Below are 25,307 nucleotides of genomic sequence, written 5' to 3'. Positions count from 1 at the left end.
CCACCTCTCTCATTCGAATTCATAAGACATTGCAGATAACGCATAAAGCGGAGCTGTTTCCGTACGTAAAATACGCGGACCTAAAGCAGTAAACAACGCCCCGGCTTCCTTCAGCCGTTCGACTTCAGAAACTGAAATTCCACCTTCCGGACCGAAGATAAGGATTATTGAATCTTTATCATACATTGATTTTAAAATTTCGGCAAACCGCTTTCCGCCATCGGCACGGGCTTCTTCTTCGTAGGCGACAATGATGGCATCATACGATTTCGCCGTTTCGAGCAATTGTTTGAACGTATGGATTTTATGTATCTCGGGTATTTTCACCCGATGGGATTGCTCTGCTGCTTCTTTGGCGATTTTTTGAAGGCGGACCCGTTTCTTTTCGCCTTTTCCAGCATCCCATTTTACGATCGACCGTTCAGCTTCGAACGGAATCATGGCATGCATGCCGAGTTCAGTAGCTTTTTGGACAATGAGTTCCAATTTATCGCCTTTTGGCAATCCGCAAGCAATCGTTACATTTTTCGGCATTTCCACATCCGCCTGCAGCTCATCTGCCAACCGGAGCTCAATATCAAATTCAGCGCTTTCAATAATTGCTAAAAAAGATTTCCCTTCCATCACGACGATGACTTCGTCCCCCGCGCCTTGCCGCATAACTTTGGCGATGTGCTTCGCATCATCGCCAGTTATCGCCACTTTTTGGTTGTCGGGAACTTTGCCTTCAATGAAATATCTCTGCATCGTTACACCCCGTTATTCCGGTTTTTTAGAAATGATCGTGACCCAGTCTTCCATCATCATGACATCTTCCACGACAAATCCAGAAGCCTCAAGTGCATCTCGCACATCATTTTTCTTTGCAGAAATGATGCCTGAAGTGATATAAATACCTCCCGGCTTCACTGCTTGGAAAGCATCGTCTGTAAACGACATGATAATTTCCGCCAAAATATTGGCGACCACGACATCCCCTGGTTCATCTATCGTATCCAGGAGATTTCCATGCACTACATTGATTTTATTCTGGACTTTGTTTAATTTGACATTAATGCGGGCTGCCGTCACAGCAACATCATCCAAATCGAGCGCATGGACTTCTTTCGCATCCAATAAAGCGGCTCCGATTGCCAAGACACCCGACCCAGTTCCCACATCGATCACGCGATTCCCAGGCTTCACCGTTTTTTCCAGCGCCTGTAGACTCATGACGGTCGTTGGATGGGTGCCCGTTCCAAAAGCCATCCCGGGATCGAGTTCGATAATCAATTCATCGCTTGAAACAGGTTCATACGTTTCCCATGTCGGCACAATGGTAAAACGTTTTGAAATTTTTACCGGATGGTAATACTTTTTCCACGCGGTCGCCCACTCTTCTTCGTTCACTTCGCTAATTGTTACCAGATTGGCGCCAAGGTTGATGTCGAAAGTCACCAAATTATTAATCGCCAATTTAATCGCTTCTACGGTTTCGCCGAGGAAACTATTCACTGGCAAATACGCTTTTAAAATGACGCCTTCGGTTGGAAAATCTTCTGGGTCCAGCGACCAAATTTCCCCAAATTCATCTGCTCGTTCTTTCGTCAAATCATCGGAGTCTTCAATGACAACTCCACTAGCGCCTGCCTCATGCATAATATTCGAAACAGCTTCAATCGCTTCGTTTGTCGTGTGAATTGACAGTTCTGACCATTTCATCTAAAACCTGCTCCTTTACTCACCTTTGATGGTGCGCTTGATTTTATCAAACAGCGAACTGCTATGTTCTTCCGGAATATCTCCGCTGATTTCTGCAAACTCACGGAGCAGCTGCTTTTGTTTTTCGTTCAATTTCGTTGGCGTTTTAACTTGGATGATAATGTGCTGGTCGCCCGTGCCGTAGCCATGAACGTTCTTGACGCCTTTGCCTTTCAAACGGAAACGCGCTCCGCTCTGCGTACCTGCCGGGATTTTCAATTTCACTTTGCCCGATACAGTCGGCACTTCAATCTCGTCGCCAAGTGCTGCTTGTGCAATGGAAATGGCCAAATCCATGTAAATATCATCGCCGTCGCGCTCGAACGTTTTATGCGGTCTGACGCGGAAGACTACATACAAATCTCCAGTTGGCCCACCGTTTACACCTGGGCCGCCTTGTCCCGTAACACGCAATTGCTGGCCATCATCGACGCCTGCAGGGATGGTAACTTTGATTTTCTTGACTTTGCGGACTTTTCCTTCACCGTGGCATGTTGTACATTTTTCTGGAATGATTTGTCCAGTGCCTTGGCAATGTTGGCAAGCACGGCGATTGACCATACGGCCAAACGGTGTGTCCTGCGTTACATTCACTTGGCCAGACCCTTCACAATAAGGGCAAGTTTTCGGTTTTGTCCCAGGCTTTGCACCTGATCCATGACACGTTGAGCAAGTTTCGTCTTTCGGCAATTCGATTTCTTCTTCTTTGCCGAAAACGGCGTCCATGAAATCAATCGTCATCGAATATTGCAGATCGTCGCCTTTGCGCGGCGCATTCGGATCCCGGCGTCTTGAACCGCCCCCGAAGAACGTACTGAAGATATCATCAAATCCGAATCCTTCAGCACCGCTGCCAAATCCACCAAATCCTTGATTAGGGTCTTGGTGGCCATATTGATCATATTGAGCACGTTTTTGCTCATCACTTAAAACTTCATAAGCTTCTTTTACTTCTTGGAACTTTTCAGAAGCATCCGCTTCTTTATTGATATCCGGGTGGAATTGTTTCGATAATTTCCGGTAGGCTTTTTTGATTTCTTCTTTCGAAGCGTCTTTTGAAACGCCGAGCACTTCGTAATAATCTCGTTTATTCATATGTCACTCTCCCTATTGCAATCACCTGTAATTGTACACGGTTTAAATTGTGGTTGCAAAGACATTGAAAAAGCCAAAGCATGTTGCTTTGCTTTGACTTTTCCAGGCCCCGCTTATCTTACTTGTCTTTGTCGTCGTTTACTTCTTCGTACTCAGCGTCCATGATATCGTCGTTTCCTGGAGCTGCACCTTCTTCGCCGCCGGCTGCTTGTTGAGCTGCTGCTGCTTGCTCATAAGCTTTCATCGCCAGACCTTGAAGGATTTCGTTCAATTTATCTTTTTTCTCGCGGATTGTGTCGATATTGTCGCTTTCTAGAGCCGCTTTCAACTCATCGCGCGCTTCTTCAGCTTGTTTCTTTTCATCTTCAGTGACAACTTCGCCAAGGTCAGCGATTGTTTTGTCTGTTTGGAAAACTGCTTGATCTGCTTCGTTGCGAAGTTCAACTTCTTCTTTCACTTTCGCATCCGCTTCTGCATTTTCTTCTGCTTCTTTGATCATGCGTTCGATTTCATCATCACTTAATGAAGTATTTGACTGGATCGTGATCGTCTGCTCTTTTTGTGTTCCAAGATCTTTCGCTTTAACGCTTACGATACCGTTTTTATCGATATCAAATGTTACTTCGATTTGTGGAATTCCGCGTGGTGCCGGCGGAATATCCGCTAATTGGAAACGGCCAAGCGTTTTGTTGGCAGCAGCCATCGGACGCTCACCTTGCAATACATGGATATCTACAGCTGGCTGATTGTCAGCAGCCGTTGAGAATGTTTGCGATTTTGATGTTGGGATAGTTGTATTGCGGTCGATCAATTTCGTGAACACGCCGCCCATTGTTTCAATCCCTAGAGATAGTGGAGTTACGTCAAGCAAGACTACGTCTTTAACGTCGCCTGTCAATACGCCGCCTTGTACAGCTGCACCCATTGCTACAACTTCATCCGGGTTAACGCCTTTATGCGGATCTTTGCCTGTTTCTTTCTTCACTGCTTCTTGAACGGCAGGAATGCGTGTAGACCCACCTACTAAGATTACGCGGTCAAGTTCAGAAGCAGAGATGCCTGCATCTTTTAACGCTTGGCGAGTTGGCCCCATAGTGCGTTCCACTAATGAAGAAGTCAATTCGTCGAATTTTGCACGGCTCATTGTTACTTCCAAGTGAAGCGGTCCAGCTTCTCCTGCAGTGATAAATGGCAATGAAATTTGAGTAGAAGAAACGCCAGAAAGGTCTTTTTTCGCTTTTTCGGCTGCATCTTTCAAACGCTGAGTCGCCATTTTGTCCTGAGACAAGTCAATGCCGTTCTCTTTTTTGAATTCCTGTACCAAATAGTCGATGATCACTTTATCGAAGTCATCTCCACCAAGACGGTTGTCGCCCGCTGTTGATTTAACTTCGAAAACGCCATCGCCAAGTTCCAAGATGGAAACGTCAAACGTACCGCCGCCTAAATCGTAGACAAGTACAGTTTCGTCTGTTTCCATTTTATCAAGTCCGTATGCAAGCGCTGCTGCAGTCGGTTCGTTGATGATACGCTCCACTTCAAGTCCAGCAATACGGCCAGCATCTTTTGTTGCTTGGCGTTCTGCGTCATTAAAGTAAGCTGGAACTGTAATTACGGCTCTTGTTACTTTTTCGCCTAAGTATTCTTCTGCATACCCTTTAAGATATTGTAGAATCATGGCAGAAACTTCTTGCGGTGTATACTCTTTGCCTTCAGCACTTACTTTTTGCTGCGTACCCATCAAACGTTTTACAGATTGGATCGTATTCGGGTTAGTGATGGATTGGCGTTTTGCCACTTCACCGACTTGGCGCTCGCCGTTTTTAAACGCTACGACAGAAGGAGTTGTACGGTTGCCCTCTGGGTTTGGAATGATTTTTGGTTCGCCGCCTTCTAATACTGCGACAGCTGAGTTTGTAGTTCCTAAGTCAATACCGATAATTTTGCTCATTGAAATTCCTCCATTATCTGTTTTATTCGTTTACTTTAACCATTGCCGGGCGTAAGACTCTGCCTTTTAACGTATAGCCTTTTTGAAGTTCCATTAATACGATGCCCGGTTCGGCTGTTTCGTCTTTTTCTTGCATCACTGCTTGGTGGAAATTCGGATCGAATGGCTCACCAAGTGCCTTGATTTCTTCTAAGCCTTCGCGTTTTACCGCTTCAAGCAATGATTTCTGGACCATTTCCACACCTTTTAATAAAGACGCAGATTCTTCGCTTTTTGTTTCAACAGATAAAGCGCGGTCAAAATTGTCCAATACCGGAAGCAAGTCCACCAGCAAAGACTGAGAACGGAATTTCTCCGCATCTTGCCGGTCTTTTTGGGAGCGGCGCTTGAAATTGTCATAATCAGCCAACAAACGCAGGTATTTGTTCTGCTCGGCTTCCAATTCCTCTTTCAATGCGGCAGCTTCATCCACTTCAACCTGTGCATCATCGGATTCTTCAGCAGGTCCGGCAGCTTCATCTAGAACTAGCTCTTCTTGCTGTTCCACAGCGTCCCCTGCCGCTTCAGTTTGGACTTCCTGTTCTACTTCTTCTGTTGATTTTTGAGGTTCTTTTTCATTAGACAAATCCTGTTCCTCCTTTTGTTCACTTGCCCCTGATCATTCGGGTCAGTTCTTTCGATAAATCACCGCTAAGTGTGTCGAGTAACGTGACAACGCGTTTATAATCCATGCGTTTTGGACCGACGATAGCAATTGATCCCGTCTGTTCTTCCCCGATATCGTATGAAACGGTGATCACTGAGCAATCTTCCATTGCTGAAAGCGCATTTTCCGAACCGATCCGTATGTGGAGCCCTTGGTTGCCTACAGGAAGAATCATTGGAATATGTTTGGACTCTTCCATCACATCCATGAGATTCCTGATTTTATGCAAATCGTGGAAATCCGGCTGATTCAGGATGTTCAGCTTTCCGCCATAATAGACATTGTCTTCGTGCGGAAGGATAACCGCTTTTCTAAAGGTAGAAAAAAGTTCTCCGTAGCGGTTAACATGCTGTTTGAAAATCGTCAAAGTTTCCTGTTCCAAACGGCGGTGCAAGTCGTTCAATGAAACGCCGACTAGCCGTTCGTTTAAGATATTGACCATCTTTTCAATATCCGAAGGATCTAGCCCTTGCGGAATTGTAAAGACCCGGTTTTCTACGTGGCCGTTATCCGTTACAATAATGGCCACTGCAGTATCCATCGTCAATGGGACAATCGATAGCTTTTTAACCGTATGCTTCCGCACATCGGGACCAAGCAGAATGGCCGTATAGTTCGTCAATTCCGACAGAATCATCGCAGACCGTTTGATCACTTCTTCGGTTTCTGCAATCTTATCGTCGAAAATGGAACGAAGCTGTACGATATCCTCTTTCGGCAATGGCCGTGGCGTCAACATATGGTCGACGTAGTAACGATATCCTTTTTCTGAAGGCACCCTGCCGGAAGAAGTGTGGGTCTTCTCTAAGAAGCCCAACCCTTCCAAATCAGCCATCTCATTACGGATCGTTGCCGGACTAAATGGGATTTCGGATTTTTTTGAGAGTTGGTTCGATCCGACCGGCTGAGCTGATTGAATGTAATCATCTACTGTTACTTTTAAAATGAGCAACTGCCGTTCTGTTAACATGATCATCACCTCTGTTAGCACTCTATAGGTGTGAGTGCTAAGACTACTTTAAAATTATCAAATTCTAATAGCCTTGTCAACGAATGCGATTTTGTTTTTGTCAAAGAAAGACAAATTTTAAAATTAATTTTTGCCGACTGCTTCGATTTATTTCTTCTCCGCAAATATTAAGCGAGAAGGAATTTCTCAAAAACTTCGTTGCCGACAAATCGGCCATGCTTCGTTAATTTGATGCAGCCATCTTCAATGGCTAAATTCTCTTTGCCGATTTCCACTCCGATAATTTCGCCGTAGACTTCTTCGAGTGAACGGCCGAATTTTTCTTGGAAATGCGCGAGTGATACACCTGCCGTCTTCCGAAGCCCTAGGAACATTTCTTCTTCCATTTGTTCATTGACTGGCACCTCATGCGTGCTCAGCAGTGGACGTTCCCCTTCATCAAGCGGTCCCATGTATTTCTTTAATGGTCCGGCATTTGAATAGCGGATGCCTTTTACGTAGCCGTGGGCACCGGCACCGGCGCCAATGTATTCTTCGTTGTCCCAGTAGATGAGATTATGCCGGGATTCGAATCCCGGCTTTCCGAAATTTGAAATTTCGTATTGCTTCAACCCACGCTGTTCCATTTCATTCATAAGCTTTTCATACATATCCGCTTCCAAATCTTCGGTCACGGTGTTGAGTTTGCCTTTGGTCATCAGATTATAAAATACCGTTTTAGGTTCGATGATCAATGAGTAGGCAGAAAAATGCGGCAAGTCGAATTCAAAAGCCTGTTTTAGCGTATCTTCCCATTGCGCCATCGTTTGCCCTGGCAAACCATACATCAAATCGAAGCTGATGTTCGTAAAGCCCACTTCGCGCGCTTCTTTTACAGCACGGTGGACGTCATCATTGCTATGGGTGCGTCCAAGGCGCTTCAGTAGATCGGCATCGAATGTCTGGACGCCCATGCTAAGCCGGTTGACCCCGCCCGCAAACAGCACTTCCATTTTCTCTTTCGTCAGTTCATCGGGATTCGCTTCTGAAGTCCATTCCAGATTTTCTGCCATCGGCACGTATTCATGGATGTAAGCCAATAACTTTCTTAATTGGTCCGGATCTAGCGATGTTGGAGTTCCGCCTCCAAGAAAAATGGTTTCTAGCGGCTGGTCGAGTGCTCCTTCCTGCTTCCATAGCGCAAGCTCTTTCCCCAATGAATCGATATACGCATCCACAGGCTGATCTTTGAAAAAGACTTTATTGAAATCACAGTAATGGCAGATCTGGTGGCAAAAGGGGATATGGATATACAATCCCTTGACCATAGTATTCCTTCTTTCTAATAGGAAAAGGAGGCACAAAATCGGCCTCCTTTTTTTGTTTATTTTGATTGGTCGTCCATTTTCAGGATGGCCATGAAAGCTTCTTGAGGCACTTCGACAGAACCGACTTGTTTCATGCGCTTCTTACCTTCTTTTTGCTTATCCAAAAGTTTGCGTTTACGCGAGATGTCTCCCCCGTAACATTTCGCCAAAACGTTTTTGCGCATTGCGCTGATTGTTTGGCGAGCGACGATTTTCTGGCCGATCGCAGCTTGGATCGGCACTTCAAACTGCTGGCGTGGAATCAAAGTCTTCAATTTGTCGACGATGACTTTCCCGCGTTCATAAGCGAAATCGCGATGGACAATAAAGCTAAGGGCATCGACTTGTTCACTGTTCAACAGGATATCCATTTTCACCAGTTTCGATTCTTTATAGCCGATCAATTCATAATCAAATGAAGCGTAGCCTTTCGTGCCCGATTTCAATTGGTCAAAGAAATCATAGACAATTTCAGCCAATGGCAATTCATAAATGATGCTGACGCGAGTTGCGTCGATATAATCCATTGTCAGGAAATTCCCGCGTTTCTTCTGGCAAATTTCCATAACTGCGCCGACGTAATCATTCGGCACCATAACGGTCGCTTTTACATACGGCTCTTCTACGACTTGAATTTTCTGTGCATCTGGCATCATGGCAGGGTTATCAACTTTCAAGACTTCCCCGTCCGTCATGTGGACATCGTAGATTACACTTGGCGCAGTCGTAATCAAATCAATATTGAATTCACGCTCAATGCGTTCCTGGATGATCTCCATATGCAATAAGCCCAGGAAACCGCACCGATAGCCAAAGCCAAGCGCTTGCGAAGATTCCGGTTCGAATTGCAAAGCGGCATCATTCAATTCCAATTTTTCAAGAGCGTCCCGAAGGTCATTGTATTTCGATGTATCAATCGGATACAAGCCGCAATAGACCATCGGATTCAGGCGGCGATAGCCTGGAAGTGCTTCTGTTGCCGGATTGTCTGCAAGCGTGATTGTATCTCCAACCGTTGAATCTCCAACGTTTTTGATGGCTGCGGTCAAAAATCCGACATCGCCTACGGTCAATTCCTTTTGCAAAGAAACGTGCGGTGTGAAAACGCCTGCTTCGATGACATCGAACTCTTTGCCTGATGCCATCATTTTAATGCGGTCTCCCGGCTTGACTGTCCCTTCCATAATCCGGATATAGGCGACAACGCCGCGATACGGATCATAGATTGAATCGAAAATCAGCGCTTTTAACGGCGCACTCGGGTCGCCGGTCGGAGCCGGCACTTTTTCAACTACCTGTTCAAGGATCTCTTCGATGCCGATGTTCGCCTTGGCTGAAGCCAAGACCGCTTCTGACGCATCCAGTCCGATCACATCTTCGATTTCTCCCCGGACCCGTTCAGGATCGGCAGCTGGCAAATCGATTTTGTTGATGACTGGCAAGATTTCAAGTTCGTTATCAAGTGCCAAATAGACATTCGCCAAAGTTTGCGCTTCAATGCCTTGCGCAGCATCGACAACCAGAACAGCTCCTTCACAAGCTGCCAGACTGCGCGACACCTCATAAGTGAAATCGACATGTCCCGGTGTATCTATTAAGTGCATGATGTAGGTTTCCCCATCTTTTGCTTTATAATTCAACTGGACAGCATTCAATTTGATCGTAATGCCGCGCTCGCGTTCGAGGTCCATGGAATCAAGCGATTGTGCTTTCATTTCTCGGGAAGTCAAGGCTTCCGTTTTCTCCAAGATACGGTCAGCAAGCGTCGACTTGCCGTGATCTATGTGCGCGATAATGGAAAAGTTTCGTATTTTGCTTTGCCGGGATAATCTTTCCTCATGATTCATTCTCTTCACTCCTATATAAACTACTATGAATTATAGCAGTACAGCCTGTATTCAGCAATGTATGACTGTCGAAATGATTTCAGTGTCAAGGTAAACTTCTTTGCACATATCTATTGCAATCCCTTCCGCGATTTGATAAAATAACTCATGTTGTATAGAGACATAAAAGATACATGAGATGATTCCATCTCTGTTCCTATTTGTCTAGGAGGTGAAATACATGCCAAACATTAAATCTGCAATCAAACGTGTTCGCACGAATGAAACGAAAAATGCTCAGAACTCACACGTGAGATCGACAATGCGTTCTTCAGTTAAAAAAGCTGAAACAGCTTTGCTTAACAAAGATGAAAACGCAAGCGATTCTGTAAAAGCAGCTATCAAACAAGTGGAAAAAGCAGCTTCTAAAGGTCTTATCCACAAAAACACAGCAGCTCGTAAAAAATCTAGCTTGATGAAAAAACAAGCGTAACAGCAAAAGGCCGATTCCCTACGGGGAGTCGGCCTTTTTACTTTATTCAGCGTGCCGCTGCCGGCACTGCTTTGCGTTTCATCAAAAAGAATTCCAAAATCCGTTCCCGGTTCCCGCTTTGCGTTTTTAATTGCAGATCGATTTCCGCCAAATCGTGCAGCACTTCCAGTAAACGCTGTTCGGAAATCTGCTGGCGCTTTTCAACAAGCAATTTGACGCGGTACGGATGCGCTTTTAACTGCTTTGAAATGGCTTGGGCGTGATAACCCTTTTTCTGCAAATAAAACACATGCACCATGAAACGAATTTGCGAAGCAAGCAAAGCCGTAAGCGCTACAGGCTCTTCTTTCTGCCGGATCAAATCGTAATAGACGCTGAGCGCTCCACTGACATCTCCATCCAAATAGGACTGGAGCATCTTAAAAGCATCCTGTTCCAAGGTCCGTGCCGTCATCTGCTCAATCAAGCCGCCCGTAATCTCTTCTTCATCCGCCCCCAAATAAAGCGACATCTTCTCCAGTTCAGAAGACAGCAGGGTTAAATTGGTCCCTGCCATTTCGACAAGCTTCTGAGCCGATTGCTTCTCCAAAATCTTGTCGTATGTTTTGGCTTCATGCGTCAGCCATGTCTCCAAATCATTCGCTTGCAGCGATTTCGCTTCCACCATGATCGCCCGCTGTTTCATCAGCTTCGTGATTTTCTTGCGCTCATCCAATTTCTCATATGGCGCCACAAATACAGTCACGGAACTGGAAGGAGGATTTTCAAGCCACGCTTCCAACGCTTTTAAATTATGGTTGATTTTTTCTTTGCCGCGTTCTGCCGCTTTAAGGAACGAAGCATTCTTCGCGATGATCAATTTCCGGTCACTGAAAAAAGGGATCGTATCCGCTTCTTCTATTACATAATCGACAGGCACTTCGTCCAGATCAAAATGGATGAACTCCGGTTCCCCGTCCGTCAATTTCGTTTTCAATAAATCCAGCGTTTTTTCGATGAAATAACTTTCCGTCCCTGTAACGATGTATACAGGATCGATTTGTCCACTGCGTATCGCTTTCCATACTGAAGTGATCATAAACCGCACCTCCTCTTTCTACTATATCGGAAATTCAGCCGTTTTGGTATTTTGACATTTTTGTGTCTGCCGCTAAATTCCTTTAGATTAATCTTCTTCAATCTAGATTTTTCCACACCCATCGCTTATAATAAGAGGGAATTAGGAGGGATAGCAATGAATGAATTTGAACAGAACGTACAGTCGAAGCGCAATGACGCGATCGACGCAGGAATGGGATTTGTTGTATCATTCGTATTTTTTGCAGCTATCTTCATTATTGCGGCAGTAGTGCAATTTGTAGCTCGCTAAATAGAAAAAAGGTTCCGCCATCATGGGCTGGAACCTTTTTTTATTGGGCGCATCGCATCCAAGCGCATTTCGCCATCGCTGAATGTGAATTCAAGCGTTCCATGCTCAGCCGTATTCAAGGTTTTCAACCCAAGATCTTCAAAACGGCTAACCACTTCTGTTGCTGGATGCCCGTACCGATTGTCCTTGCCTGTCGAAAAAATGGATAAAGCCGGATTCACCGTTTCCAGAAAAGCTTCGCTGCTCGACGACTTGCTGCCATGATGGCCGACTTTCAACAAAGACAGATTGGCAATCAAACTCCCGTATTTCTCTACGACTTCCCGCTCACCTTCCGCCTCCAAATCACCGGTAAACAAAATCCGCGCCCCGGCCGCTTCAAGCAAAAGCACAAGCGAATCGTTATTCCCTTCATACACATTCTCTGCAGGCGACAAGTATGAAAAGTTTATCTCTCCAGAACGCCAAGAAGAGCCGGCATAAGGGAAAGCAACAGCCGCTTCTTTTGCAAAAGGCGCAAGTGCCTGCATCAAATCCGTTTCAGCGGAGCCTGGCGATAAATGGAGAGCCTCGATTGACAAGAGCTTGAACAGTTCTTCCGCCCCTTGGGCATGATCGGCATCGGCATGCGAAAGGACGAGAATATCGACTGCTGAAATACCCTTGCCTTTCAAATAAGGCACAACCACTTGGCGTCCAATTTCATAAGGCTTTTCGCGCTCCTGGAAAGCTTCCTGCTCAAAGCGCAGCAAGCCCCCTGTATCAATGACGTAAACTGCTTTCCGGTGCGGCAGTTCAATGACTGCACTGTCTCCTTGCCCCACATCCAAAAAGGTGACTTTCAAGCTGCTGTCTGTATACGGCAACAGCGTAAAAAGAATGGCTGGAACGAGCAAGACAAACAATTGCCGATAGCGGAATCGCCTCTCAGCGAGCAAGTAAAAGACGATAACACTTGCGAGCAGCAAAACGAGGATGAACGGCTCAGGCTTTCCTGGATTCCACATTTGATGCGGTACCGCTGCGAGTGATTCCATAAACCCAGCGACGAAGCCCCTAGCCGGCTCGTAGATTCGGAAGAGGATTTCTGCACCGGGCGGCCAAATAAAAGTAAGTGCCAGAAAAATTAGATTCACCGGCAAGATAATCAATGTATATAGCGGCACAAACAAGCTATTCACCAAAAAAGACGATAATGAAATTTCATAAAAATGGTATAGCAGCAAAGGATACAAACTTAATTGGGAAACACAAGTGATAATCAAGCCGTTTTTGAACGCTGAAGCAGACTGTGATAAAAATCGGCTGGAATAGATGATTGCAAACGTTGCGCCGTAAGAAAGCTGGAATCCGATATTGTTTAGCAGTGTCGGATTCCATAAAACAAAGAAAATCAAACTTACGGCTAAAACATGTGCAATCGGCCATTTTAGTTTCAACAAACTCCCCGCTAAGACGAGGCACACCATACTGACAGAACGCCAGATGGAAGGTGCTCCTCCGGCAAGCAAAGCATACAACGGCAATATAGCTAGCATCAGCAAAATCACGGTTTCTTTGCGGAAATGCAAGCGAATCAGCAGGAAATAGATGATGCCGGCAATGATCGCAACATGAAGCCCGGAAATCGCAAACAAATGGGTGATGCCGAGCGTCTGGAACACTTGCCGATCTTCAAGGCTCATACGGTCCTGTTCACCGATCAAGAGCGCTTCTGCCTCCGTCGACAAACTGTCCGGGAAACTTCCGCGAATATGTTTTTTCAACGATTCGCGCCGGCTTGCCATCCAGCTCTTAAATGTCCGATTTTCAGAAAGCGCTTGAATGGTTTCAATTTTAAATAAGCCGCTGGCGCCGTTATGCTCCAAATAATTCTTCATATTGAATGAATAACGGTGCGACGGTTCACTGGCTTCTTCAAAAGCCCCGGTTACACGGAGCGTCGATTTATAGAGCCTGTTTTCATAAAGCGCTTTTTCTTCAGCCGATTCAAACCGGTATTTGGCATAGACCAGCTTATCTCCGCCGAGCCGGGCAAATCCGCGCAATCCGTCTCCGTCGATTGTATAATTTGGCAGGAATAACAGTTCTCCAGAAAAAATCGGAGCTAAGGTTTCGTTATCCTGTTCCCTGATTTCCTGTACCATATAAATTGCACAAGCAGAAAAAGCGATAAACCCCATCAATAGAAGGGTTTCCCGTTTCCAAGCCATCCAGAAAAAAAGCAGCGCCATGAAACCAAGCATCCTCGGTGATTCATGCGCTGCAAAGCTCGCGAGCATTGTTGCCGCCGCTAAATAAATGAAGAAATTCGAACTTACACTTCGGCTCCCTCTACTTCTTCCACGTCTCCGAATAATTGTTTCACCCGTTCGTTGTAATGGGCCAATTCTTCTTCGCTGCCGCCTTTTTCCCGCAATTTTTCAAGCAATTCCATGTACAAAGCGGTTTTCTCTACACTTAAGAAATCGATTTTGCGTTCATCAAATGGCACTTGTACCACTTCGACACCCGCTTGTTCAAGCAGTTCAATCGCATATTCATGGTTTCTGTAATCCGCTGCATAATACAGCCTCGAAATGCCGGCTTGAATGATCGATTTTGTGCATTGAAGACACGGAAAATGGCTAACATACATATCCGCACCGCCGACATTGATGCCGTATTTTGCGCATTGCAACAATGCGTTCATTTCGGCATGTATGGTCCGGACGCAATGCCCATCCACGACGTAGCAGCCTTTGTCGATGCAATGGTCGCCGCCTGAAATTGAGCCGTTGTAGCCGCCTGCCATAATCCGGCGGTCCCGGACAATTGTCGCTCCGACAGATAGCCTTGTACATGTGCTTCTAAGTGCTAGTAAATGGCTTTGAGCCATGAAGAATTGATCCCAAGTTATTCGCTTCATCTGATTGCCTCCTGCTGGTTTAGTTAAAATAAGTGTAGCAGAGGCGAAATTTTCGTCAACCGTTCTTTTGGCTCACGCCTGGTTAATTTACGGTAATGGCCTCTTTCAGTTTTTCAAAAGTTTTGTCACCGATGCCGGTAACTTTCGTCAAGTCTTCGATGCTTTGAAAATTTCCGTTCTCTGTCCTGTAGGAAAGGATCGCTTCAGCTTTCGATGGTCCAATGCCTGTCAATGTCATCAGTTCTTCTGCCGTAGCCGTATTTAAATTTACGAGGCTGCCGGCTTCTGCAGCGGCAGGCTGCTGTGCCTGAATTGCCGGAACGGCCGCTTCTTCTCCGATTTCCGGAACGTAAAGAACCATTTCATCTTGAATGACCATCGCTAAATTGATGGATAAAGTTTCAGCCGTTTCTAAAAATCCGCCAGCAGCCTGGATCGCATCTTTTGCACGCGCTCCTGTCTGCAGTTCATATACGCCTGGATTGGCAACTTGGCCTTTAATGTCGACCATGATCACTTCAGGTATGGGATTGCTTTCGATGGGGGTTTCTATTTGCGGTGGGGGCTCAGTTTGGATCAGTTCGAGCGTTGCTTCCGGGTCATCTTGAGGAGCTAAAAAATAGATGGCTGCGGCTGCGAAGGCGATTGCTGGGATCAACAGCCAGCCGATTTTGACTTTCAACTGTGAAAAGTTCAGTAGGTTCCCCTCTTTTCCACAATCAGCAATCAGATAGAAGCTGTCTGAATTATATATTAACTTTTATCGGATGTCGAATTTATTTTTTAGCAGGTCTGCTCGCACAACAAAAAAACCATCCGCTTGTTTGCGGATGGCGTATTTTACTTTTTGCATGCATGGAAAAAAATGCGTTCGCTGTCATCAACAGGGTTTTCATCAGTAAAATCAGCTGTGACTTCCATTACTTCAAAGCCTGCATCACTTAGCCAAGCACTGTATTGCGCAATTGGAAACGTCCGTTGTTCATGCGTTTCTTCAAATCGCTCGAAAAATTCCCCGTTGCGGATGAAGAAAGTCAAATCATGGATCACACTATGTTCAGAGTCGCCTTCAGCTGTATGCCAAATATACGAAATATCTTCTCCATCATAAACAAACGGGCTGTCCATATAAATATGGTCCACTTTATGGAGGGAATGGACATCAAAGAAAAAATGTCCGCCTTCATTCAATGCAGTATGCACTTCTTTGAAGGTTTCCCGAATTTGCTGTTCGGTTTCCAAGTAATTCAATGAATCGATGGCAATCGTAATGGCATCGAAGCCAGCTAGCCCTTCCAGATTATCCATCGATAATTGGAGGAGCGGCACTTGCAGCTGTGCATCTTGGAAACGCTGGCTAGCGATAGCCAACATTTCTTCCGACAGGTCGCTTGCAGTGACCTGATAGCCCATTTCAGCAAAAAGCTGCGAAAGGGTTCCTGTCCCGCACGCCAAATCCAGCAAAGCGCCGGATTTTACATGGGCAGCAACCCATTCCACATATTTTTCGTACGGAATATCTTCCATCAGTTCATCGTACACTGATGCAAATTTTCCATATCTCATATTTCCATTTGAGGAGCTTCTCTCCACAAGCGCTCCAAGTTATAGTATGAACGTTCATCTTTATGGAACACATGGGCAACCACGTCTCCTAGGTCGATCAAGATCCAACGCGCTGCATCAAATCCTTCAACGCTCTTCACTTCATTCCCCGCTTTGTTCGACTGCTCGATCAATTCACGCGCAATCGCTTGGACTTGGCGGTCAGAGTTCCCGCTGCAGATGACAAAATAATCTGCAAGAAGCGAGATGCCTTCCATATTTAAAACCACGATATCCTCGGCTTTTTTATCCTCCGCGGCATCATATGCCATTTGTAGTAATGTGTGTCTAGTCATTCTTCACTTTCCCTTTCTGTTGCACGAAGTATTCATAACACTTCAGTGAATCCGGATAAACCGGCTGATTTTTTGATTCTAAAAAGTCGATCGTATGCTTGACGCTGGCTTCCATCATAACATCCAATCCTTGATCTTTTAATTGTCGCAATTCTTCAACACCTGAAAATTTGCGGTTTGGTTCTACCAGATCGGCAATATAAATCACTTTTTCCAAATCTGACATTCCTGGACGGCCTGTCGTATGGTAACGGATCGCGTTCAAGATGTCTTCGTCGTTGACGCCGAATTCATAGGATGCCACGTAAGCGCCGACTGGGGCATGCCATAATTCAGAATGGTATTCGAGCAATAAAGGATCCATCTGCTGTTTTTCAATAATGGACTTCATCCAATCCCGATCGGAAAATTTAGCGACATCGTGCAAGATGGCCGCAATCTGTGCTTTTTCTTCTGATACATTGAACGTTTGGGCTAATGCCATTGCCGTCTTCATGACCCCGAGTATATGATTAAACCGGTTTTCAGGAACGCGTTTCTTCACTCGCTGAAGCATTGTACTCCGATCCATATAACCGCTCCTTTCGAATATAAGCTTCCACTTTTTCCGGAACCAGGAAGCGAATTGTGCCTCCATCAGAAGCCCGGCTGCGAATCATCGTTGACGATAGATGGATTTCCGGCGTATCAATCATTTGTACCGGGTATGGGCTTGAATGTGAGTAGCCTGGCCGCTTAATGCCGATAAAACGGATCATCTCTGCCAGTTCATCGATTCGATGCCAGCTGGCCAAACCTTCCACCATGTCCCCACCAATGATGAAATAAAATTCACTGTCGGGTTCTTTCTTCCGCAATTTCGATAAGGTATCAAAACTGTAGGAGACTCCGCCTTGCTTGATTTCAAAATCTTCAACGCAGAAATACGGAATGTTTTCAACCGCAAGTGCCGTCATTGCCAACCGCTGTTTAGCACCTGCCCCACTGACTTCTTTATGAGGCGCGATGAAATTCGGCATAAAGCGCACTTCGTCCAAACCGACGGCGTGAAGCGCTTCATTGGCCATGATCAAATGGCCGAGATGAGGTGGATTGAAAGTTCCGCCTAATATCCCGACTTTTTTCATCTGCTCACCGGCAGCTCGATCCGTTTTTTATTGACTGATGGTTTGTAAAGGACTACTGTATGGCCGATTAATTGGACCAACTCCGCATAAGTGCCTTCAGCCAGTTGGTTCGCAACATCGGGCTTGTCGTCTTCGTTGTTTTGCAAGATGCTGATTTTCACTAATTCTCTTGCTTCGAGCGCTTCTTCGATCTGGCGCAGCATCGTTCCGCTGACGCCTGCTTTGCCGACTTGGAAAATCGGGTCTAAATGATGGGCTTCGCTTCTCAAAAAGCGTTTTTGTTTACCTGTTAACATAATTTCCTCCTAGTTTATCCGTGATGATTTTGATCATTTTTTCTGTGTCCGGGCTAATCCCTGTCCATTTTTCAAATGCGATGGCGCCTTGATAGACAAACATGCCAACGCCGTTCAAAATCGTACAGTTTTTCTCTTTTGCCGCTTTTAGAAACTGGGTTTCCAGCGGCGTATAAATAATATCCGCTACCAATGCTCCCGGTTGAACCGAATCCAGAGATAGCGGCAAGGCTTCATCTTCCGCAAGCCCGACCGAAGTCGTCTGGATGATGATGCTAAAATCCCCTAATGAATCCTCGGCATCCTTCAATGTAATCGGTGCACTTCCCGTAGCTGCTGCCAATTCTTCGGCCCGCTGAAAAGTCCGGTTGGCAATCGTGACATCCTGGAAGCGAGCTCGCTTCAAAGCAAAAGCGATGCCTCGAGCCGCTCCTCCTGCCCCAATGATCAGCACTTTTTCATTTAATGTAATCGGCTCGGACATGAGCGAACGGACAAATCCGTCCCCGTCCGTATTCCAGCCTTTATATTTTTGGCCATCGAATGTCACTGTATTGACAGCATCCATAATAACAGCCGTTTCATCCAATTCATCCAAATAAGGAACGATTGCCTGCTTATGCGGCAAAGTGATATTGAATCCACCCACTCCAAGCGTCTTCAAAGCATCGAATGCTTCTTTTAATCGCGCTGGTTTTACATGGACCGGGATATAGCTGGCATCAACTCCGTGTTCATCCATCCACAAATCGTGCATATATGGCGATAGTGAATGGCCGATCGGATCTCCTATTACGGCATACCATTTCTTCATTCGAATCCTCCTAGATCAACGATGGGCGCAAAATCACTTCGACGCCTTTTGGCGCATAGGCAGCGATAACCACATTCGGATGCTGGACGGTAATCCATCCGAGGCCTGAAAATACGATATCTGTTTTACTGTCTTTTACCCGGAATTCATGGCGCACTAACTCTGGGAAATCTTCCTTGTATTCAGCAGACGGCGGAGAAAGCATATCGCCCAGGTGCTGTTCATACAAAGCGTCTGCATTTTCCAGTTTTGTCCGGTGAATCCCAAGATCATTGGCTACGTGGACAGTAAACGAAGACCGGTCCCCCTTGATAAAGTCAAAACGGGCAAGGCCGCCGATATAAAGCGTTTGTTCCGCATTCAATTGGAAAACGCGCGGCTTCAGCTCTTTTTTCGGCATGATCATTTTCAAATCAGCCGGATTCAAATAATGCGCAAGCTGATGGTGGTTGATGATCCCCGGTGTGTCGTATAAGGAACGTTTGTCATCAAGTGGAATTTCAATAATATCCAGTGTCGTTCCCGGGAAATGGGAAGTCGTGATAATATCGGACTGTCCGGTCGCCTGTTTGATGATGCGGTTGATGAACGTCGATTTCCCGACATTTGTAGAGCCGACAACGTAAACGTCCTGGCCTTTACGGTATTTGTCGATCAGCGCCATCGCTTCTTCCACGCCCGTGCCTTTATGGGCACTGACTGTCAATACGTCAATCGGCTTCAAGCCAAGTTTTTTCGCTTCCTGCTTCATCCAGTTGATGAGCTTTTGCTGTTTGACTGATTTCGGCAATAAATCCGCTTTATTGGCAATCAACAGGATGTCGTTGTTGCCGACAAAACGGTGGAGGCCCGGCAGCCAGCTGCCATTAAAGTCAAAGATATCGACGATTTTAACAATCAGTCCTTTGCGTTCCCCAAGTCCATTTAGGATTTTCAGGAAATCATCATCCGTCAATGAAACCGGCTGCAGTTCGTTGTAATTTTTCAGACGGAAACAGCGTTGGCAAATAATTTCTTCTTTATCTAAAGATGACACAGGAGCATATCCAAGTTCGCCGGGGCGATCTGTCTGGATTTGCGCTCCGCATCCGATGCATGTAGGCATTTCGTTCAATTTTCTTCCTCCCAAGTAAGTTGACCTTTTTGTTTTAATTTTTTCATGATGCGGCGTTCGACCATGCGGTTAAAACGCGTAAAGAAACCATCCGACTGCGCAACCGGCAGTACAAGAATGGTATGGAATTTGTTCAAATTGCCGCCAAAAATATCGGTCAGCATCTGGTCTCCAATCACCACGACATTTTCACGCTTCACATGCATGATTGCCAATGCTTTACGGAAAGCGCGTCCCATCGGCTTTCTAGCCTGGAAAATAAATGGGATGCCGAGCGGATCTGCAAAAGACTTCACGCGAAGTTCATTATTATTAGAAACAATCACTACTTGGATGCCGGCATCCTTCATGCCCTTCAGCCAATCAATCAGCATCGGTGTAGCATCTGCCCGGTCCCATTCCACTAAAGTATTGTCCAAATCAGTAATGATTCCCGTTACGTTCTGCTCTAAAAGCATCTCAGGCGAAATGTCATAGACTTTTCTCACGTATTGGCTTGGTATAAAATATTGATACACTGCAAACAACTCCTGTTTCTCCGAACTTAATGCTATTGATTATACCATATATGCGAGCGCTTCTCCCATATTGATACGTTTTCCAGATTTCACATTATCGCTGAATTCAATCTTGTCTTTTTCAAAGAAAAGCACCACAGTAGAACCGAAGCTGAAATAACCGACTTCGTCTCCTTTTTTCCAATTATCCGTAAGATTCGTCAATTGGATGGAATTTACGAACATAGCGCCGACTTTTACTGACAGCATGTGTCCAAATGACGTTTCAAGTTCCGATATTAATCGATAATTTCCACTTAGAGGCGATTTGCCGAAGCTCAGACCCCAGTCATTAACCGGATACGATTTTTTGCCAAGCACGTATTGTTTGATGACCATCCCGTTTGCAGGACTGTGTATTCGGTGGTAGTCTGCCGGAGAAAGGTAGAGAACGATGTATTTTCCATTCTGATACCGATCCGCCAGTTCTTTGTTTCCGAGCAGATCTGAAAGAGAATAATGCTGGTCTTTCACGAGAAATTGAATACCTTCATGCAAATCCCCTGTAATTTCGATTTTAGCATCAACAGGTGAAACGACCTCTGCGGAAGCAATTGGCCGGCTTTCCGGTTTCAGCGTACGAATGAAAAAATTATGCAAAGTGGGGAAAGATTCGAGCGGGTTTTCAATATCAGCTGTATCAATTTTATAAGTTTTAATATAGCCGGGAATGAATCTCCGGCTTATCGATGATTCAGCAAATTTCCTGACCAGCCCAGAGGTGATGGGGCCATTCGTCAATTCAATTGATTGCTGATAAAGTTTTTTCTTCACAGGGACACCTCCATCGCTTAAAATAGTCTACCATTTTTTGGCCTTTCACAGTATAATGAAATGAATAAGTATACTATAAATATACAATCCTCACTAAATTTTTTTAGATTCAGTTGGTTTGCAGGCTGGAATATGCCATACTGAATGATCCATCATCTCTTTAATCCATGAGAATGTACGTTGATAAAAGCGCAAGCATTGGTATTTCACTTATGCTGTAGACTAGACAAAAAAGGAGTGTTTTCCATTGCTGATAATCGAACGAATGGATAGCACAATCAAAAAACTGAGATCTCAAACCGCAAATATGATCACCATTGGCAATATGGCATTTGGCGGTGCTTCTTTAATGGCTTCGCTGAATGGCTTTTATAGCTATAGTGTACTTTTTATTTTCATCGCTGCATTTTTGGACCGTTTTGATGGAATGGTCGCAAGAAAGTTCAACCAGGAATCGGAACTTGGCAAACAGCTCGATTCAATGAGCGATATCATATCATTCGGTGTAGCGCCCGCGATTCTAATCTATGAATTGGTGCTAACGGATTTCGGCATAACCGGTATGGTCTTCACCGTGATTTATATTGCCAGCGGCGCGTTCAGGCTCGCCCGCTTCAATATCTCTGAATCGAACGGCTATTTTGTCGGTTTGCCGATTACGGCAGCTGGAACAGTTGTCACCTTATCCTTTTTCGGAATATCCGTATTCCCGCCTGTTGCATTCATGTTTCTTTTCATTATCTGCGCCATCTTGATGATCAGCACATTTACCTTAAGAAAAGTTTAAAAGCTGGAAGCGTTGTGAAAAACGCCTCCAGCTTTTTCTTTTTGCCTATCTATTCAAACTAAATTCGGTCTGCAAGGCGCTCGATTACATGAAGGACGATTTGCGTCGAATGTTTGGCCGCTACCGGAAGGAATTCGTCAAAAGAGATATTCGATTCTTTGCCGGCAATATCGGACAAGGCACGGATGACGACAAAAGCAACGTTGAATTGATAGCAAACTTGTGCAACGGCTGCCGCTTCCATTTCAGAAGCTTTCATAGCCGGGAAAGATTCCCGCACTTTCGCTACGCGTTCTGGGTCGTTCATGAACGAATCACCTGTTGCAATCAAGCCAACAGCGTGAGCGTGCTCTCCGATCTCCTCTACCGCTTTTACCGCTAATTCGATCAATTCCTCATTGGATGTAAAAGCAGCCGGCATTTGAGGCACCTGGCCCATTTCATAGCCGAAAATCGTAACATCTACATCGTGGTGGCGGACTTCATCCGAAATGACAATCGCACCAACTTCCAATTCTTCATCAAATCCGCCTGCTGATCCCGTATTGATGACAATATCCGGTTTGAAGTGATGCAGTAAAAGAGTCGTCGACATCGCAGCATTCACTTTGCCGATGCCGCTTTTAAGCAAAACCACTTCCTGGCCTTTATAGGTACCGGAAGTGAATTCACAATTTGCAATCGTTTCTGTCTCCGCATTTTCCAAACTGCTCCGCAGCAGCTCCACTTCTTCTTCCATTGCTCCGATTACGCCAATCTTCATTTTATGATCATCCTTTCATCCACAAATCATTTCGTAAAAAAAGACGCCTTATTAATAGGCGCCATCAAGCGTTTTTAATACATCCATTTTAACAGGTTTCCAACCTTCGCTGTCAACCCATTCCAGATGGACGCGGTATTTCTGGGATTGGTCTTTCGACTGTACGACGCCGATGGATTTTTGTGGCCCACCGCCGTTTTTGATCATCATGATGTACATATTGCCTTCATCAAGACCCGTGGCATAAGAAATCGCTTTGATTTTTTCATTCCAGTCCACTGAACCTTTGTCATAGACCGAAACGTGATTTCCGGATTGAGATGTGCCGACCGGTTCCCAGCTTGTGTTGATGACAGTTTCTTCAACGATCGGATCATTTGACTCCTCACGCGTGATTTTCCCGCCAACCGTCACAGTGCCTTCTTCCGTTTCTTCTGCTTCACTGTCTTCTTCAGTTGCTTCCACTTCTGCGTCGCCAGTTGCTGCATCAGTTTCTGAGTCCGCTTCTGTATCCGTACCCGCAGTTTCATCTGTTGCAGTTTCGTCTTCTGTGGCATTCGTATCTTCTTCGCTCGTTTGCTGTTCAGTATCTGATGCGATTTCCACCTTTTCAGGTTCCGCCGCATTTTCTTCTCCATTATCCAGGAAGATAAAAGCCCCTGTAATCAGGATTAATGTAAATACCAAACCGATCATCATATTCAAAATAGAATTCGATCGGTTTTTCTTTTTCAAACGAGAAGGATACGGTTTTTCTTCATTCGACATTCAATTGCCTCCTCTTCACATTATTTTAGCATAATGCGCTGTAACAAATTTGACGATTTGACGAAAAGAATGTTTCATTTTCGATTAAATTTTAATAAAAACAGCCATTCTTACTAAGAATGGCCCCACGCATTAGGTAATTGAAACGATTTTAATTTCCATTTCGCCGCCTGGCGTCAATACTTTCACATTCTCTCCGATTGTCCGGCCGATCATGCTTTTTGCGATAGGCGAGTCATTTGAAATGCGCCCTTCCAACGGATCTGCTTCCGCTGATCCGACGATTGTGTACGATTCTTCATCACCATCCGGAACTTCTACGAAAGTAACCGTTGTCCCTAAACGGACAATATCCTTGTTCAATTCGTTTTCATTGATGATTACCGCGTTGCGGATCATCGATTCTAATGTTGAAATTCGACCTTCTACAAATGCCTGGTCTTCTTTAGCCGAATCGTACTCAGAGTTCTCGGAAAGATCTCCGAAACTGCGTGCTATTTTAATCCGTTCAACGACTTCTTTGCGTTTTACGGTTTTTAAGAAATCCAGTTCTTCTTCCAACTTCTGCTTTCCTGCAGCTGTCATCGGAAATTGTTTTTCGTTCGCCATTGTTCCCACTCCTTCAACTGCTGACTTTGGATATTTCCTATCCGTCAGTCTCGTATCATCATATTATAAACTGTCAATCTATTCAAGAATTGTTTTAATTTTTGTAACCATCAAGTCAATTGCAACTTCGTTCTGCCCGCCTTCAGGGATAATCACATCTGCATAGCGCTTTGTCGGCTCGATAAATTGATTGTGCATCGGACGCACAACGGTCAAATACTGCTCGATGACAGAATCGATTGTCCGTCCCCGTTCGTTGATATCGCGCAGCAGGCGGCGGATAATCCGCAAGTCGGCATCGGTATCAACAAATAGCTTAATATCCATCAAATCACGCAGGCGTTGATCTTCAAGCACGAGAATGCCTTCTAAAATGATGACATCTTTCGGTTCAATCACGACCGTCTCTTCAGCACGGGTATGTAAGGCATAGTTATAGACAGGTTTTTCTATCGGTTTTCTGGCTAATAATTCATTGATATGGTCAATCAGCAAATCCGTATCGAATGCCAATGGATGATCATAGTTCGTTTCCAGCCGTTCCTCAAATGCCAAATGGCTTTGGTCTTTGTAATAATAATCCTGTTCGATCACTACTACTGAATTTTCTTTGAATACTTCATAAATGGAATTTGTCACGCTCGTTTTGCCTGAGCCTGATCCTCCTGCAATTCCAATTACGACTGGACGGTTTTTAGACATACTTCCAAGCTCCTTGCAAACTATATTATTTTTTGAATGGCTTTTTCCGGCAAATCATGATGCCGTCTCCTACGGACAGCAATTCTACTTCATAGGAGGGGTGATTCATCATATGTTCTTTAAAGGCCTTCAGATTTCGGATCATTGTCCGTTTTCTTCTCGGAATTTCCGAGATATCCATTTCAGCCATGCCGTGCATATGCATATTATCACAATAAATCAAGCCGTTGTCTGCCAACAGGCTTTCGTATTTAGTGAAAAACTTTTCATATTGCCCTTTGGCTGCATCGATGAAAATTGCGTCATAAGAGGTTTTTAGCTCCGCTAGATCCATTTCCAATGCATCTGCATGGAAAATGCGGATGGCCTCACTAAAGCCAGCCAGTGAAATGAATTCAACCGCCTTTTCGAAGCGTGTATCATCCCGCTCAATCGTATCGACTCGGCATCCCGGCATTCCAGCAGCCATTTTAATGGCTGAAAACCCGATGGCCGAACCGATCTCCAGGATATGGTGCGGCTGCTGCTTTTTTAATAAAGCCAGCAATTCATCAATTCCGGTTTCTTCCATGATCGGCACATGATGCTCTTCTGCGTAACTTCTGACCAATGCCAAAGCAGCGGATAATTTCTGTTGTTCCATCGTTAATAGCTCCTTTTTACCGCAGCAAAAATTACTACCTATAATAAC

Annotated in this window: 29 protein-coding genes; 3 read left to right on the top strand and 26 right to left on the bottom strand. The window is 45.1% G+C overall.

Features of this window, described 5'->3' with window-relative positions:
• Positions 1–9: 9 nt before the first annotated feature.
• From AC2EXB_RS08015 to lepA, 8 genes are all read right to left on the bottom strand, one after another.
• Positions 10–747: a 16S rRNA (uracil(1498)-N(3))-methyltransferase gene (locus AC2EXB_RS08015; RefSeq protein WP_251478771.1), complete on the bottom strand. Its 738-nt coding sequence runs from the start codon at positions 745–747 to the stop codon at positions 10–12.
• Between the two features lie 12 nt (positions 748–759).
• Positions 760–1,701, bottom strand: coding sequence for a 50S ribosomal protein L11 methyltransferase (prmA, locus tag AC2EXB_RS08010; RefSeq protein WP_483604336.1), 942 nt, complete (start codon positions 1,699–1,701; stop codon positions 760–762).
• Positions 1,702–1,716: 15 nt separating this feature from the next.
• Positions 1,717–2,835, bottom strand: coding sequence for a molecular chaperone DnaJ (dnaJ, locus tag AC2EXB_RS08005; RefSeq protein WP_483604335.1), 1,119 nt, complete (start codon positions 2,833–2,835; stop codon positions 1,717–1,719).
• A 118-nt stretch (positions 2,836–2,953) separates the two neighbouring features.
• Positions 2,954–4,786, bottom strand: coding sequence for a molecular chaperone DnaK (dnaK, locus tag AC2EXB_RS08000; protein WP_251478767.1), 1,833 nt, complete (start codon positions 4,784–4,786; stop codon positions 2,954–2,956).
• Between the two features lie 22 nt (positions 4,787–4,808).
• Positions 4,809–5,411, bottom strand: coding sequence for a nucleotide exchange factor GrpE (gene grpE / locus AC2EXB_RS07995; RefSeq protein WP_483604334.1), 603 nt, complete (start codon positions 5,409–5,411; stop codon positions 4,809–4,811).
• 19 nt (positions 5,412–5,430) lie between these two features.
• Entirely contained in the window at positions 5,431–6,462 is a 1,032-nt protein-coding gene (hrcA, locus tag AC2EXB_RS07990) for a heat-inducible transcriptional repressor HrcA (protein WP_483604333.1), read from the bottom strand.
• 167 nt (positions 6,463–6,629) lie between these two features.
• Entirely contained in the window at positions 6,630–7,769 is a 1,140-nt protein-coding gene (gene hemW, locus AC2EXB_RS07985) for a radical SAM family heme chaperone HemW (RefSeq protein WP_483604332.1), read from the bottom strand.
• 56 nt (positions 7,770–7,825) lie between these two features.
• The gene (lepA, locus tag AC2EXB_RS07980; protein ID WP_483604331.1) at positions 7,826–9,655 is read right to left on the bottom strand and encodes a translation elongation factor 4; all 1,830 of its coding nucleotides are present in this window, start codon (positions 9,653–9,655) and stop codon (positions 7,826–7,828) included.
• Positions 9,656–9,875: 220 nt separating this feature from the next.
• Here lepA and rpsT point away from each other — a divergent pair, with 220 nt between their 5' ends.
• The gene (rpsT, locus tag AC2EXB_RS07975; RefSeq protein ID WP_235199037.1) at positions 9,876–10,127 is read left to right on the top strand and encodes a 30S ribosomal protein S20; all 252 of its coding nucleotides are present in this window, start codon (positions 9,876–9,878) and stop codon (positions 10,125–10,127) included.
• Positions 10,128–10,173: 46 nt separating this feature from the next.
• Here rpsT and holA read toward each other — a convergent pair whose 3' ends face one another.
• Positions 10,174–11,205, bottom strand: coding sequence for a DNA polymerase III subunit delta (gene holA, locus AC2EXB_RS07970; RefSeq protein WP_483604330.1), 1,032 nt, complete (start codon positions 11,203–11,205; stop codon positions 10,174–10,176).
• 156 nt (positions 11,206–11,361) lie between these two features.
• Between holA and AC2EXB_RS07965 the strand changes: the two genes are divergently transcribed.
• On the top strand, positions 11,362–11,496 hold the full coding sequence (locus tag AC2EXB_RS07965; RefSeq protein WP_036806444.1) for a YqzM family protein: 135 nt from the start codon (positions 11,362–11,364) through the stop codon (positions 11,494–11,496).
• Between the two features lie 20 nt (positions 11,497–11,516).
• On the opposite strand, the gene AC2EXB_RS07960 is transcribed toward AC2EXB_RS07965, so the two are convergent.
• The 12 genes from AC2EXB_RS07960 to AC2EXB_RS07905 form a co-directional block, all read right to left on the bottom strand.
• Entirely contained in the window at positions 11,517–13,730 is a 2,214-nt protein-coding gene (locus AC2EXB_RS07960) for a DNA internalization-related competence protein ComEC/Rec2 (protein ID WP_483604329.1), read from the bottom strand.
• Positions 13,731–13,813: 83 nt separating this feature from the next.
• On the bottom strand, positions 13,814–14,404 hold the full coding sequence (locus AC2EXB_RS07955; RefSeq protein ID WP_235199034.1) for a ComE operon protein 2: 591 nt from the start codon (positions 14,402–14,404) through the stop codon (positions 13,814–13,816).
• 82 nt (positions 14,405–14,486) lie between these two features.
• A complete protein-coding gene (locus tag AC2EXB_RS07950) occupies positions 14,487–15,086 on the bottom strand; it encodes a helix-hairpin-helix domain-containing protein (protein ID WP_483604328.1) in 600 nt (199 codons plus the stop codon).
• A 158-nt stretch (positions 15,087–15,244) separates the two neighbouring features.
• A complete protein-coding gene (locus AC2EXB_RS07945) occupies positions 15,245–15,970 on the bottom strand; it encodes a class I SAM-dependent DNA methyltransferase (RefSeq protein ID WP_483604327.1) in 726 nt (241 codons plus the stop codon).
• The gene (gene rsfS / locus AC2EXB_RS07940; RefSeq protein WP_483604326.1) at positions 15,967–16,305 is read right to left on the bottom strand and encodes a ribosome silencing factor; all 339 of its coding nucleotides are present in this window, start codon (positions 16,303–16,305) and stop codon (positions 15,967–15,969) included. Before rsfS ends, AC2EXB_RS07945 begins: the two co-directional genes overlap by 4 nt.
• Positions 16,298–16,876, bottom strand: coding sequence for a bis(5'-nucleosyl)-tetraphosphatase (symmetrical) YqeK (yqeK, locus tag AC2EXB_RS07935; protein ID WP_235199030.1), 579 nt, complete (start codon positions 16,874–16,876; stop codon positions 16,298–16,300). Before yqeK ends, rsfS begins: the two co-directional genes overlap by 8 nt.
• Positions 16,830–17,432, bottom strand: a complete 603-nt coding sequence (locus tag AC2EXB_RS07930; RefSeq protein ID WP_483604325.1) for a nicotinate-nucleotide adenylyltransferase — start codon at positions 17,430–17,432, stop codon at positions 16,830–16,832. The genes yqeK and AC2EXB_RS07930 overlap by 47 nt, the downstream gene beginning before the upstream one ends.
• Positions 17,429–17,728: a ribosome assembly RNA-binding protein YhbY gene (yhbY, locus tag AC2EXB_RS07925; protein WP_483604324.1), complete on the bottom strand. Its 300-nt coding sequence runs from the start codon at positions 17,726–17,728 to the stop codon at positions 17,429–17,431. The genes AC2EXB_RS07930 and yhbY overlap by 4 nt, the downstream gene beginning before the upstream one ends.
• Positions 17,715–18,542 carry a shikimate dehydrogenase gene (aroE, locus tag AC2EXB_RS07920; protein WP_483604323.1) on the bottom strand — a complete coding sequence of 276 codons (828 nt, stop codon included), beginning with the start codon at positions 18,540–18,542 and terminating at the stop codon, positions 17,715–17,717. The genes yhbY and aroE overlap by 14 nt, the downstream gene beginning before the upstream one ends.
• A gap of 10 nt (positions 18,543–18,552) precedes the next feature.
• On the bottom strand, positions 18,553–19,656 hold the full coding sequence (gene yqeH, locus AC2EXB_RS07915; protein ID WP_235199026.1) for a ribosome biogenesis GTPase YqeH: 1,104 nt from the start codon (positions 19,654–19,656) through the stop codon (positions 18,553–18,555).
• Complete coding sequence (locus AC2EXB_RS07910) at positions 19,653–20,183, bottom strand: YqeG family HAD IIIA-type phosphatase (RefSeq protein WP_260107751.1); 531 nt, start codon at positions 20,181–20,183, stop codon at positions 19,653–19,655. The genes yqeH and AC2EXB_RS07910 overlap by 4 nt, the downstream gene beginning before the upstream one ends.
• 30 nt (positions 20,184–20,213) lie before the next feature.
• Positions 20,214–20,987 carry a phosphatidylserine decarboxylase gene (locus AC2EXB_RS07905; RefSeq protein WP_483604322.1) on the bottom strand — a complete coding sequence of 258 codons (774 nt, stop codon included), beginning with the start codon at positions 20,985–20,987 and terminating at the stop codon, positions 20,214–20,216.
• Between the two features lie 247 nt (positions 20,988–21,234).
• Between AC2EXB_RS07905 and pssA the strand changes: the two genes are divergently transcribed.
• Entirely contained in the window at positions 21,235–21,774 is a 540-nt protein-coding gene (pssA, locus tag AC2EXB_RS07900; protein WP_235199023.1) for a CDP-diacylglycerol--serine O-phosphatidyltransferase, read from the top strand.
• 58 nt (positions 21,775–21,832) lie between these two features.
• Here pssA and mtnN read toward each other — a convergent pair whose 3' ends face one another.
• The 5 genes from mtnN to AC2EXB_RS07875 form a co-directional block, all read right to left on the bottom strand.
• Positions 21,833–22,537: a 5'-methylthioadenosine/S-adenosylhomocysteine nucleosidase gene (gene mtnN / locus AC2EXB_RS07895; protein ID WP_483604321.1), complete on the bottom strand. Its 705-nt coding sequence runs from the start codon at positions 22,535–22,537 to the stop codon at positions 21,833–21,835.
• Positions 22,538–22,588: 51 nt separating this feature from the next.
• Positions 22,589–23,305, bottom strand: coding sequence for a DUF1510 family protein (locus tag AC2EXB_RS07890; protein WP_483604320.1), 717 nt, complete (start codon positions 23,303–23,305; stop codon positions 22,589–22,591).
• Positions 23,306–23,437: 132 nt separating this feature from the next.
• A complete protein-coding gene (greA, locus tag AC2EXB_RS07885; RefSeq protein ID WP_235199022.1) occupies positions 23,438–23,914 on the bottom strand; it encodes a transcription elongation factor GreA in 477 nt (158 codons plus the stop codon).
• Positions 23,915–23,992: 78 nt separating this feature from the next.
• Entirely contained in the window at positions 23,993–24,616 is a 624-nt protein-coding gene (udk, locus tag AC2EXB_RS07880) for a uridine kinase (protein ID WP_251478739.1), read from the bottom strand.
• A gap of 25 nt (positions 24,617–24,641) precedes the next feature.
• On the bottom strand, positions 24,642–25,259 hold the full coding sequence (locus AC2EXB_RS07875) for an O-methyltransferase (protein WP_483604319.1): 618 nt from the start codon (positions 25,257–25,259) through the stop codon (positions 24,642–24,644).
• Positions 25,260–25,307: the final 48 nt, after the last annotated feature.

It is taken from the genome of Planococcus alkaliphilus, from assembly GCF_057031095.1.
This window is presented reverse-complemented; position numbering and strand designations above follow the sequence as displayed.